Below are 12,105 nucleotides of genomic sequence, written 5' to 3' on the forward strand. Positions count from 1 at the left end.
GACCGCCTTTCCTCAGCGGAGGGAAGGCGGTTTTTTCCATGCGGTACGAGGCAGGAATAACATCCGCCCGGGACGAATGAATAAAGGGAAGAGTTTTGCTTCATTTTAGGAGGAGTGCTGATCATGAGTCATAAAGAAGTTGTGATCGTCAGTGCGGTGCGCACCGCTATTGGAAGCTTTCAAGGGTCGCTTGCGGATGTAAGCGCTACCAAGCTGGGGGCCATCGCCTTGGAAGGCGCGCTGGAAAAGGCGGGCGTCGCCAAGGAAGCCGTCAGCGAAGTCATTATGGGCAATGTCCTGCAGGCGGGTCTCGGACAAAATCCCGCCCGTCAGGCGGCGATCCAGGCCGGATTGGCCCAGGAAATCCCGGCGATGACCATCAACAAGGTGTGCGGTTCCGGTCTGAAAGCCGTCCACCTCGCCGCGCAGGCGATTGTCGCGGGCGATTCCGACGTGGTGCTGGCCGGCGGCATGGAAAATATGAGCCAGGCGCCCTACCTGCTGGAAGGGGCGCGCAGCGGGTACCGGATGGGGGATCAGAAGGTGGTGGACTCGATGATCCGGGACGGTTTGTGGTGTGCGTTCAACGACTACCACATGGGCATCACGGCGGAGAATCTCTGCACCCGCTACGGGCTGACCCGCGAGGAACAGGATGAGTTCGCCGCCTGGAGCCAGGAGAAGGCGCAGCGGGCCATCGCGGAAGGACGATTTGCGGAGGAGATCGTCCCCGTAACCATCCCGCAGAAAAAAGGGGATCCGGTCATTTTTGACAAGGATGAGTTCCCGCGTGCGGGCGTGACGGTCGAATCGCTCGCGAAGCTCCGTCCCGCCTTCAAGAAAGACGGAACCGTGACGGCGGGCAACGCATCGGGCATCAACGATGGCGCAGCCGCCCTCCTGATCATGTCGCGCGAAAAGGCAGACGAACTGGGGCTCAAGCCGCTGGCACGGATCGTTGCCAACGCGAGCGCCGGCGTTGATCCGAGCATCATGGGCATCGGACCGGTTCCCGCCACCAAACGCGTTCTCGAAAAGGCGGGACTGACGCTTGACCAGATCGACCTGATCGAGGCGAACGAGGCGTTTGCCGCGCAATCTCTCGCCGTCGGCAAGGAGCTTGGCTTCGATCGCAGCAAGCTGAATGTCAACGGCGGGGCGATCGCGCTGGGTCACCCGATCGGCGCAAGCGGCGCCCGCATCCTTGTCACGCTGGTGCATGAGCTGCAGAAGCGGGAAGGGGCAAGGTACGGGCTGGCCACCCTCTGCATCGGCGGGGGGCAAGGGGTCGCGACGATTGTCGAAAAGCTGTAACAGCGAGCGGATTTACGCAATTGTGAACGCTTTGTGTATTGTAGGGTGGTCAAGTTGACAAAGCTGTTACAACTTCGATAATATGGATGAGGGCAAAGGGGCTATGCCGCCTGCCCTCTCCTTATGTTGAAAGGGGAATGAGCGCTTGTCGAAGCTCGATAAACCATGGCAGGCCATCGGATTGGTCAGTCTGATCGGCGTCGATTTGGCTGTGTGTGTAGTGGCAGGCGTTTGGCTGGGGAAATACATCGACCGGATGTATGCGACCGGCCCGTGGTTTCTGATGCTGGGTCTCCTTGTGGGGCTTGGTGTCGGCGTCTACAGCGTATACCGTTTGATCCGCACGTACCTCTAGGGAGACGGAAGATGCACAATTTTGCCGAAGCGATGCGCAAGACCTTTCGCTATGCGATGATCTGTATCGCCTTGACCGCGATACTCTGGGCTCTGTTGCCTCAAGAACGCTTGTTTTTACAAGGGCTGCTGCTGGGTATGGCGGGAAGTCTCCTGAATGGTTCCATTCTCCTCAATAAGACATGGCGGATCGGTCAGATGGCCGAAAATCCTGCTGTCCGCCCGCGTGGAACCGGGATGGCGCAGCGGCTGTTGATCGCTGCATTTGCTGTGTTCCTGACCATTCGCTTTCCCCACCTTTTTGCCTTGACAGGCGTATTGATCGGGCTTTTCCTGTTTCAGGCGCTGGGATTTTACTTTGTGTACCGCTCCTTTAAATAGAGTTTTAGCCAATTCGAACTCGTCATTTCCGTTTTCTTGCACACACTATTTGCTTGGTAGAAAGGGGTGAATGAGAATGGGTCATTTTTCTCCGCGTGTAGAATGGATGGGCATGGTGTTTGACATCCCGACGATCATCATGATGGTGGTAACCTCCCTGCTTGTCTTTCTGCTGGTGGTAGGTTTGACACGCAGGCTGACCGCCGGTGTACCGGGCGGTGGGCAGAACGTGATGGAGTGGGTGGTTGACTTCGTCAGCGGCATCACCCAAAACTTCATGGAGCCCAAAACAGCCGCCAAGTTTGTTACCCTCGGGTTAACCCTGTTCCTGTATATCTTCCTGGGGAACCAGTTGGGACTCGTGTTTAATGTCAATACAGTTCATCACGAATTGAGCCCAAGTTTCAAGGACATGCTGACTGTCTCCGGCACACCTGAGGCGGCAGCGGAAAAGGCCAAGATCATTGAGGAAGAACTGCACAGCCCGCATGGCGTGGTGGTGGCCTGGTGGAAGTCGCCGACCGCGACCGCGAGTGTGACCTTCACGCTGGCCCTGCTGGTGCTGATTTACGCGCATATCCTGGGAATCCGCAAAAATCCGGGCGAGTGGTTTAAGAGCACGTTCCTCAATCCGATTCATATCCTTGAGGACTTCGTCATTAAACCGCTTACACTCCCGCTGCGTCTATTCGGTAACATTTTTGCGGGCGAGGTGCTGATTGCCTTCCTGCTGGGGGTCGGTCTCGTTGGTACCGTACCGCTCTTTGTCTGGCTGGGCTACTCGGTCTTCGTCGGCTCTGTCCAAGCCTTTATCTTCGTAACGCTTACGATGGTGTACATCTCCCAAAAAGTGAATGACCACCATTAATCTAATCCAAATTTCTTTTACAATCCTAAGGAGGTATTTTTTCAATGGACAATCTGGCACTTGCAATTGGTATCGTTTTCGGTCTCGCTGCTCTGGGTGCAGCGATCGGTAACTCCGTGGTAATTTCCCGTACAATTGAAGGCGTTGCTCGTCAGCCTGAAGCGCGCGGTAACCTGATGGGTCTGATGTTCCTGGGTCTGGGTCTCGTCGAGGCGGTTCCGATTATCGCGGTTGCGATCGGTTTCATGCTCTTCGGTCGCCTGGGCTAAGCGAGCAGTTGAACAGTAGGAAATGGGCGGGGGTTTGACCTTCGCCTCTATCTTTGTACTATTATTTAATTCTCCTGTGCGTTAGGAAGGAGTGAACAACATGCTCGATTACGGGGCTATCTCCCTGGAATTGGGAACGATGCTGACCCAGTTGATCGTATTCATCATCTTGCTGCTGGCCGTACGCAAATTCGCCATGGGTCCGATCATGGCCGTGATGGAAAAACGCCGCCAGCATATCGAAAACGAAATTGCTACCGCTGAGCGCAGCCGTCAAGAGGCAGAAGCGCTCCTGGCTGAACAGCGTCGCGTCCTCGATGAAGCGCGCAGCGAATCCAAAGCGATTCTGGATCGTGCAGCCAAGCAAGCGAGCGATGAAGCGGCCCGCATCATCGCGGAAGCGCAGGCGACCGCTGAACGCCTGAAAGCGGATGCAAGCGCAGACATCGCGCGTGAAGTGGAAAAGGCAAAAGCGGAACTGCGTGATCAAATGGCCGGCCTGTCCGTCCTGCTTGCGTCCAAGATCATCGAAAAAGAGCTGGATGAAGCAGCGCAAAAAGAGGCCGTTGACAAGTTTCTTGCACAAGTGGGAGAGCGCCTATGAGCGGCGGTGTAAGCAAACGGTACGCTCGCGCCCTGTACGAGGTGGCGAAAGAGCGTGGGCTGATTGATCGTATTGAAGCGGAATTGAACAGCGTCGTCGATGCCGTGAAACAGAATGCCGATCTGGAAAAGCTGCTGATGCACCCGCACATTTCGTCAACCGCGAAAAAAGAGTTGGTGAAAGACCTCTTCCAGGCGCATCTGGCGGAAGAGACGATGAACTTCCTGAACATCCTGATCGAAAATGGTCGCGAGTCCGATCTTTCCCTCATCGCCTATGCCTATGTCCAGCTGGCCAATGCGGAGCGCGGCATCGCCGATGCGGTGGTGACCACCGCCAAAGCATTGTCCGAAGAGGAGAAGGCACAGATCGCGGAAAGGTTCGGCAACGTGCTGAATAAGAAACTGCGCATCCACACCGTGGTGGATCCGTCGATTCTGGGCGGCATCGTGGTGAAAATCGGCGACCGGCTTTATGACGGCAGCATCAAGACAAGGCTGGAGCAATTTGCGCATCAACTCTAATTGTGGGTAAGAATGGGGTGAATGAAAGTGAGTGCAATCAGACCTGAAGAGATTAGCTCCCTCCTGAAAGAGCGGATTGCTAATTATAAAGCTGAAATCGAAGTGGTAGACGTAGGTTCCGTTATCCAGGTCGGTGACGGTATCGCACGTGTACACGGTTTGGAAAAAGCCATGCAGGGTGAGCTCCTCGAGTTCCAAAATGGCGTAATGGGTATGGTACTCAACTTGGAAGAAGACAACGTGGGTGTCGTGATTCTCGGACCGTTCCGTGATATTAAAGAGGGCGACACCGTGAAGCGCACGGGCCGCATTATGGAAGTTCCGGTCGGCGAAGCGCTGATCGGCCGCGTTGTAAACCCGCTCGGCCAACCGCTCGATGGTCTTGGCCCGATCAACACGACGCAATTCCGTCCGGTTGAAAGCCCGGCTCCCGGCGTCATGGCGCGGAAATCCGTTCATGAGCCGCTGCAAACGGGGATCAAGGCGATCGACGCCATGATTCCGATCGGTCGCGGCCAGCGCGAGCTGATCATCGGTGACCGTCAAACCGGGAAAACCGCGGTGGCGCTGGACACGATCATCAACCAAAAAGGCAACGGCATGATTTGTATCTACGTGGCGATCGGTCAGAAGCAATCGACCGTTGCCGGTGTGGTCGAAACCCTGCGCAAATACGGGGCGCTTGATTACACCATCGTCGTATCCGCGACGGCATCCGATCCGGCACCGCTGCTTTACCTGGCTCCGTACGCGGGTGTAACCATGGCGGAATACTTCATGTACAAGGGACAACATGTCCTCTGCGTGTACGATGACCTGTCCAAGCAGGCGGCGGCTTACCGCGAAATGTCCCTGCTGCTCCGCCGTCCTCCGGGCCGCGAAGCTTATCCGGGTGACGTATTCTATCTGCACTCCCGTCTGCTGGAGCGCGCGGCGAAACTGTCCGATGAACTGGGCGCGGGCTCCATTACCGCCCTGCCGTTTATCGAAACGCAGGCAGGCGACGTGTCTGCTTACATTCCAACCAACGTGATCTCCATTACCGACGGCCAGATCTTCCTGGAGACCGACCTGTTCAACGCCGGTCAACGTCCTGCGGTAAACTCGGGTATTTCCGTTTCCCGCGTGGGTGGTAATGCGCAGATCAAGGCGATGAAAAAGGTTGCAGGTTCGCTGAAGCTTGAACTGGCGCAGTACCGTGAACTGGCTGCCTTTGCCCAGTTCGGTTCCGATCTGGACAAAGCAACCCAGGCCCGTTTGACCCGTGGTCAGCGCCTGATGGAAATCCTGAAACAGGGCCAATTCGAACCGATGCCGGTGGAGAAGCAGGTAGTTTCCATCTATGTAGCGGTGAAAGGCTACCTGGATGATATTCCGGTCGAGGATGTACGCCGCTTCGAGAAAGAATGGCTCGCTTTCGTGGAGTCCAACAAGCCGCAGCTGCTGGAGCACATCCGTACGACGAAAGACCTGCCGGATGAAAAGGAACTGAATGCGGCGGTTGAAGAGTTCAAAAAAGGTTTTGCGGTAACGAAGTAAGAACGAAGGAATCGTGAGGAGATAGACATCTGATGCCCGCCGGCCCTGCGGCTTGGCGGGCGTCCCCAAGGTGGTGAAAAACGAGTGGCGAAAGGAACACGCGAATTGCGCCGGCGTATCAAAAGCGTAAAGAATACGCGTCAGATCACGAAGGCGATGAAGATGGTAGCGGCCGCCAAACTGCGCCGTGCGCAGGAGAAGGCGGAAGCAGCACGCCCGTACGCCAACAAGATCCAGGAGATCATTGCCAGCATCGCGAGCGGTACGACAGCCGTGAAGCATCCCATGCTGCAGTCCCGGCCTGTGAAGAAAACCGGGTATATTGTCATCACCTCCGATCGCGGTCTTGTCGGCGGATACAACGCGAACATGATCCGCAAGGTGCTGCAGACCATCGATGAGAAGCACAAGTCAAAAGACGAATATGCGATCTTTGTGATCGGGCGGAAAGGCCGCGATTATTTCCGCAAGCGCAACTATCCGGTGATTGAGGAAGTCGTCGGTCTCCCGGAGACCCCAACCTTTGCCGACATCAAGAAAATCGCCAGCGGTGCGGTCGAGTTGTTTGCAACAGGGCAGATCGATGAGCTCTATATTTGCTACAACGAGTTCCGCAGCGCGATTTCCCAAATCCCGACCATAACCCGCTTGCTGCCTTTGGACGCTGTCGGAGGAAATGCGGATCGCAAGGTAAATTACGAGTATGAGCCGTCTGCGGAAGAAGTACTCGCCGTTCTGCTGCCCAAATATGCGGAAACACTCGTGTACAGCGCGCTTCTGGATGCCAAGGCATCCCAGTGGGGAGCGCAAATGACAGCGATGGGCAACGCAACGGATAACGCATCCGAGATGATCGACCGTTATACCCTGGAATACAACCGTGCCCGTCAAGCGGCCATTACACAAGAGATTTCTGAGATTGTTGCCGGTGCCAACGCACAAGCGTAACTTCCATATCAGCTTTCATAGGAGGGAAGAAGTAAGATGGCGAAAGGACGCGTGGTACAGGTAATGGGTCCTGTTGTCGACATTGAGTTCGAACGTGGATACCTGCCTGCCATTTACAATGCGATCAAAATTCAACATAAAGCGCAAAACGCTGGAGAACGCGACATCGACTTGACCGTTGAAGTTGCGGTTCATCTGGGCGACAACTTGGTGCGTACGGTTGCGATGGCATCTACTGACGGTCTTGTTCGCGGGATGGAAGCCGTTGATACAGGCAGCCCGATCTCCGTTCCGGTTGGACCTGTCACGCTGGGGCGCGTATTCAACGTGCTGGGAGAACCGATCGACCTGAAGGAACTGGGCGAAGTGGAACGCCGCGACCCGATTCACCGCAAGGCGCCTGAGTTTGTGGAACAAGCCACCCAGGTGGAAATTCTGGAAACCGGGATCAAGGTGATTGACCTGCTTGCTCCATACATCAAGGGGGGCAAGATCGGTCTGTTCGGTGGTGCTGGTGTAGGAAAAACCGTCACCATTCAAGAGCTGATCAACAACATCGCGCAGGAGCACGGCGGTATCTCTGTATTCGCCGGCGTAGGGGAGCGTACCCGTGAAGGGAACGACCTGTACCATGAGATGAAAGATGCGGGCGTTCTGCCGAAAACCGCGATGGTGTTCGGCCAGATGAACGAACCGCCGGGCGCACGTCTTCGCGTGGCGCTGACCGGTCTGACCATGGCGGAGTATTTCCGTGATGAAGAAGGCCGCGACGTGCTTCTCTTTATCGACAACATCTTCCGTTTCACGCAGGCAGGTTCCGAGGTATCCGCGCTGCTGGGCCGCATGCCGTCCGCGGTAGGTTACCAGCCAACCCTGGCAACGGAAATGGGTCAGCTGCAAGAGCGCATTACCTCGACCAAAAAAGGTTCCGTTACCTCGATCCAGGCGATTTACGTTCCGGCGGACGACTATACCGACCCGGCACCGGCTACCACGTTCGCGCACTTGGACGCCACCACCAACCTGGAGCGTTCCATCGCCGAGAAAGGGATCTTCCCTGCGGTAGACCCGCTTGCTTCCACGTCGCGTGCCCTCTCCCCGGATATCGTGGGACAAGAACACTACGAAGTAGCCCGCGGGGTGCAAAAAATCCTGCAGCGTTACAAAGAGTTGCAAGATATCATCGCGATCCTGGGTATGGACGAATTGAGCGACGAGGACAAGCAAATCGTGGCACGCGCACGCCGCATCGAGCGCTTCCTGTCTCAACCGTTCCACGTTGCGGAGCAGTTTACAGGCAACCCGGGCAAATACGTGCCGCTTAAGGATACGGTTCGCAGCTTCAAGGAGATTCTGGAAGGCAAGCACGATCATCTGCCGGAAGCCGCATTCCTCTATGTAGGTACGATCGAAGAAGCCGTTGAAAAAGCAAAAACCATGATGTAAGACAACCCTGGAAAGGGGAGACAAGCAAGTGAGTACAATGACAGTGGAAGTTGTTACTCCTGAACGGGTTGTCTACAGCGGCGAAGCCAGCATGGTGATCGCTCGCGGCGTGGAGGGGGACCTCGGCATCCTGCCGAACCACATGCCGCTCGTAACTCCGCTGAAGATTGCGCCTGTTCGGATCAAAACAGAAGGTGACAAAGAGATCAAGATGGCGGTTAGCGGCGGCTTCATGGAAGTTCGCGGCGACAAAGTCACGATCATCGCCGAGACGGCTGAACGGCCGGAGGATATCGATGTTGCCCGTGCCAAGGCGGCGAAAGCCCGCGCGGAGCAGCGTCTGAGCGAAAGACATCCGGATCTCGACGTTCGCCGTGCCGAGTTGGCCCTCCAACGGGCTATGGCGCGTCTCGATGTGGCCGATAACCGGTAAGCAGAAATCCCCGCACCGTTTGGGTGGCGGGGATTTTTCCGCATATGCATTGGTAATTGGCGTGCGGTTATGTATATAATAAACCTGATGCGCCATGAGATGTCCCACATGGCGGTGCCTTGGGCAGGCAGTGTGCGCGGGAAAAGGAGAGTGAATTCATGCAAACCATTCGCGATGTAAGAAAGAATAAGGAAGAAACCGTGATTCCCACCGGTTTTACGGCAAACGGCTGGTCCAGCATCCTGTCACATGAGATGAAGGTTCTGTTCCAATCCATGTGCTATGTTGTTTCCCAATATGATTCCAAGGAAGAAATGACAAAAGCGCTGGATGGCATCAAAGGACTGAAGGGAACTTTTGCCAAACCCAAAAAGTCGATGTTCAAATCGGAAGCAGACCTGGAAGCCTATAAAAAATTGCTGGAGAAGCACAAAGCGTTTCTGGAGCGTTCCAACTATACCTATCCGGCGAGCCGCGAGGAAGCCATCCAGCTGTTTGAAAAATGGGGGCTTGTGCTGGACAAGGGAGAGGTGTGGGATGTGCCGATCGAACCGTTCCCGGATGTCCAGGACTTGTTTGTGCTGAGCGACGCCGAGAAGTTCGCCTTGAATCATATCAAGCTGGAAACCCTCGTTCATCCGGTGTTCAGCCGTCTGGTACTGGCGCTGCACGAGAAGGATGACAACACCTTCCGCATGTCCAAGGCAGAGATGAAGGAATTGCTGAAAACCAACGATGCCATGCTGGCAGAAGTGCTGATCAAGCTGACGCCGTATCTGCAGGAGCCGATCGAGAACATGCTCGACATCCCGGATGATCAGAAGATGGAGTTTACGGTCGTATGGGAGCGGATTTACGAAGATTTCCTGGGCGACCAATATGCACAGACAGTGCAGTAAAAAGAACCGAATCGAAAAAACTTAGGAACGTCTCCTAAGAGTTAGACTGATGACAAACTTCTGTTTGAGGCATGGCGTGATGGGGCCAGGCGAGCTCCTTGACGACCAACCCAGCGGAGAAACGAAGACGCGGGGGCCACAGGGGGCGTGAGTCTCACATCCCTGGAACACCCAGATGTTGAGCCCCCTGCCCGCGTCGCGTTTCGGAGCGGACAAAAACCAGCTTCTTCGCGGGGCGTCAAGAGAGCGAGCAGGAGCCATCAGCCATGACAGGAAGGACTTTGTCTGCACGGAAACTTAGGAACCTCTTTCCTAAGTTTTTTTCGTGCAAAAAAATTTTGACAGCTCATGGGAAAGGAACTGCTTTCGTTAGACACCGCTATATCCGGTTTGTTATAATAATGAAGGTATTTTTGAACTCATTCCAGCGTAGGCGGAGGGGAAACAGTTGTGAGTGCCATCTATGCCAACAACTATGTCATTGTTGCCATTTTTTTATTCCTTGGCGTGCTGCTTCCGGTCGTTACGGTAAGCATCATTGGTCCATTGGTACGGCCCAACAATCCCACGCCGGAGAAACTGACCACTTATGAGAGCGGTAACATTCCGGTTGGCGACAGTTGGGTTCGTTTTAACGTAAAGTATTACATCTTTGCGCTGTTGTTCGTCATTTTTGATGTGGAAACATTGTTCCTGTATCCGTGGGCTGTCGCCTACAACAAGCTGGGGCTCTTTGCCTTGGTGGAAATGGTGATTTTCATCGTGCTGCTGGTGATTGGACTCATCTATGCCTGGAGAAAGAAGGTGCTGGAATGGAACTAGATCTGCAAAGCATCGCACCTGAACTGCAAGAAGAGCTGAACCGCAATGTCCTCTTCACGACATTGGAGACAGTGAAAGGCTGGGTGCGCAGCAACTCCCTCTGGCCGCTTACCTTTGGTTTGGCATGCTGCGCCATCGAAATGATGGGAACGGGCGGTTCCCGGTTTGACCTGGACCGCTTTGGCGTCATCTTCCGGGCGTCGCCACGGCAGTCCGACCTGATGATCGTATCCGGGACGGTTACGAAAAAGATGGCGCCCCTGCTGCGCCGCCTGTACGATCAGATGGCGGAGCCGAAATGGGTGATCGCCATGGGATCCTGTGCGACAGCGGGCGGCCCCTATATCAAATCGTACAGCGTGGTCAAAGGGGTGGACCAGATCGTCCCTGTTGACGTATATATTCCGGGATGCCCCCCCAATCCGGCTGCGCTGATCTACGGGATCAACAAACTGCAAGAGAAGATTCGCTACGAGGCGAAGACTGGAAAGCGGGTGACCAGTCAGTGACTGAGGAAAAACGCAAGCCTACCCCCGAGGAGAAGGCTCGGGCGGCCGCAGAAGCGAAAGCGAAAGCGGAAGCTCTGCGCAAAATGAAAGAAGAAGGGCAAACCTTGCAGGCGAGTGCTTCCGAAGCAGTCGCTTCTTCCGCTGGTGAGAACACGGAGGAGAGCAAACCGGCCCCGACACCGGATGATCTGGCGAAAGCGAAGGCCGAAGCAGCGGCCAAGGCAAAGGCGGCAGCAGCGGCGGCAGCGGCTGCAAAAGCTAAAGCCGCACGAGAAGCAGCGGAAGCCGGTGCGGCACCAGCCGCCGGGACGACTCCGGCTGCAGGCGGTGACGATGCAGATGCCAAGGCGAAAGCCGCAGCTGCGGCAAAAGCGAAAGCTGCAGCAGCTGCCGCAGCGGCAGCAAAAGCCAAGGCGGCCAGAGAAGCGGCGGAAGGGGGAGCCGCCGAAGCAGGCGGTGACGATGCGGACGCCAAGGCGAAAGCCGCAGCCAAAGCGAAAGCTGCAGCAGCCGCCGCAGCGGCAGCAAAAGCCAAGGCGGCCAGAGAAGCGGCGGAAGGGGGAGCCGCCGAAGCAGGCGGTGACGATGCGGACGCCAAGGCGAAAGCCGCAGCCGCAGCAAAAGCGAAAGCCGCAGCCGCCGCCGCAGCGGCAGCGAAAGCCAAGGCGGCAGGCGGTGAAGCGGCCGAAGCCGACGCAGCCCCGAAAGCTCCGTCCAAGAACCAGCCATATCTGGATCTGTATGTGAAGCGGATCACGGAGAAATTTGGTGCCGACGTGATCGAAGCTTCCTATATTAATGAACTGGCGAAAGAAGTGCCGACGCTGATCATCAAAAACGAAGCGTGGCATGATGTCGCCCGCTTTTTGAAAGAAGACGAGCAGCTGGCCTTTGACTATCTATCCAATCTGCACGGTGTCGATTACGAAGACCGGATGGAAGTGTATTATCACTTCTATTCGTACAAGAATCGACAAAGCCTGGCCGTCAAGGTAAAAACGAGTCGGGAAGAGCCGACAGTCGCTTCCGTCATGGATATCTGGAGCGGCGCCAACTGGAACGAACGGGAAACATACGACCTGCTCGGCATTTATTTCCCGGGACATAGCGATTTGCGTCGAATCATGCTGCCGGATGACTGGGTAGGTCATCCGCTGCGCAAAGATTACGTGCCATACGACGAGGAGGTGTAGAG

The 12,105-nt window shown here is 55.8% G+C and carries 15 protein-coding genes; all 15 read left to right on the forward strand.

What is annotated here, in order from left to right:
• The first annotated feature begins 123 nt into the window (after positions 1–123).
• The 15 genes from G3578_RS10345 (at position 124) to G3578_RS10415 (ending at position 12,103) form a co-directional block, all read left to right on the forward strand.
• The gene (locus G3578_RS10345) at positions 124–1,314 is read left to right on the forward strand and encodes an acetyl-CoA C-acetyltransferase (RefSeq protein ID WP_165212338.1); all 1,191 of its coding nucleotides are present in this window, start codon (positions 124–126) and stop codon (positions 1,312–1,314) included.
• Between the two features lie 145 nt (positions 1,315–1,459).
• Positions 1,460–1,669: an AtpZ/AtpI family protein gene (locus tag G3578_RS10350; RefSeq protein ID WP_165212340.1), complete on the forward strand. Its 210-nt coding sequence runs from the start codon at positions 1,460–1,462 to the stop codon at positions 1,667–1,669.
• Positions 1,670–1,680: 11 nt separating this feature from the next.
• The gene (locus G3578_RS10355; protein WP_165212342.1) at positions 1,681–2,049 is read left to right on the forward strand and encodes an ATP synthase subunit I; all 369 of its coding nucleotides are present in this window, start codon (positions 1,681–1,683) and stop codon (positions 2,047–2,049) included.
• A 76-nt stretch (positions 2,050–2,125) separates the two neighbouring features.
• On the forward strand, positions 2,126–2,917 hold the full coding sequence (gene atpB, locus G3578_RS10360; protein ID WP_165212344.1) for a F0F1 ATP synthase subunit A: 792 nt from the start codon (positions 2,126–2,128) through the stop codon (positions 2,915–2,917).
• A gap of 44 nt (positions 2,918–2,961) precedes the next feature.
• Positions 2,962–3,186 (forward strand): F0F1 ATP synthase subunit C, encoded by a 225-nt coding sequence (gene atpE / locus G3578_RS10365; protein ID WP_165212346.1) that lies wholly within the window; start codon positions 2,962–2,964, stop codon positions 3,184–3,186.
• Positions 3,187–3,286: 100 nt separating this feature from the next.
• Entirely contained in the window at positions 3,287–3,790 is a 504-nt protein-coding gene (atpF, locus tag G3578_RS10370) for a F0F1 ATP synthase subunit B (protein ID WP_165212348.1), read from the forward strand.
• Positions 3,787–4,314, forward strand: coding sequence for a F0F1 ATP synthase subunit delta (locus tag G3578_RS10375; protein WP_165212350.1), 528 nt, complete (start codon positions 3,787–3,789; stop codon positions 4,312–4,314). Before atpF ends, G3578_RS10375 begins: the two co-directional genes overlap by 4 nt.
• A gap of 27 nt (positions 4,315–4,341) precedes the next feature.
• On the forward strand, positions 4,342–5,853 hold the full coding sequence (atpA, locus tag G3578_RS10380; protein ID WP_165212352.1) for a F0F1 ATP synthase subunit alpha: 1,512 nt from the start codon (positions 4,342–4,344) through the stop codon (positions 5,851–5,853).
• Between the two features lie 84 nt (positions 5,854–5,937).
• A complete protein-coding gene (gene atpG / locus G3578_RS10385; protein ID WP_165212354.1) occupies positions 5,938–6,801 on the forward strand; it encodes an ATP synthase F1 subunit gamma in 864 nt (287 codons plus the stop codon).
• Positions 6,802–6,837: 36 nt separating this feature from the next.
• On the forward strand, positions 6,838–8,247 hold the full coding sequence (gene atpD, locus G3578_RS10390) for a F0F1 ATP synthase subunit beta (RefSeq protein WP_165212356.1): 1,410 nt from the start codon (positions 6,838–6,840) through the stop codon (positions 8,245–8,247).
• 28 nt (positions 8,248–8,275) lie between these two features.
• Positions 8,276–8,680 (forward strand): F0F1 ATP synthase subunit epsilon, encoded by a 405-nt coding sequence (locus G3578_RS10395; RefSeq protein WP_165212358.1) that lies wholly within the window; start codon positions 8,276–8,278, stop codon positions 8,678–8,680.
• Between the two features lie 158 nt (positions 8,681–8,838).
• Positions 8,839–9,579 (forward strand): DUF6042 family protein, encoded by a 741-nt coding sequence (locus G3578_RS10400; RefSeq protein WP_165212360.1) that lies wholly within the window; start codon positions 8,839–8,841, stop codon positions 9,577–9,579.
• A gap of 450 nt (positions 9,580–10,029) precedes the next feature.
• Positions 10,030–10,401, forward strand: a complete 372-nt coding sequence (locus tag G3578_RS10405) for an NADH-quinone oxidoreductase subunit A (RefSeq protein ID WP_165212362.1) — start codon at positions 10,030–10,032, stop codon at positions 10,399–10,401.
• Positions 10,392–10,910 (forward strand): NuoB/complex I 20 kDa subunit family protein, encoded by a 519-nt coding sequence (locus tag G3578_RS10410; protein ID WP_165212364.1) that lies wholly within the window; start codon positions 10,392–10,394, stop codon positions 10,908–10,910. The genes G3578_RS10405 and G3578_RS10410 overlap by 10 nt, the downstream gene beginning before the upstream one ends.
• Positions 10,907–12,103: an NADH-quinone oxidoreductase subunit C gene (locus G3578_RS10415; protein ID WP_346773995.1), complete on the forward strand. Its 1,197-nt coding sequence runs from the start codon at positions 10,907–10,909 to the stop codon at positions 12,101–12,103. Before G3578_RS10410 ends, G3578_RS10415 begins: the two co-directional genes overlap by 4 nt.
• Positions 12,104–12,105: the final 2 nt, after the last annotated feature.

Origin of the sequence: Brevibacillus sp. SYP-B805 (genome assembly GCF_011059135.1) — a bacterium.
In the GTDB taxonomy this organism is placed as follows: Bacteria; Bacillota; Bacilli; order Brevibacillales; family Brevibacillaceae; genus Brevibacillus_F.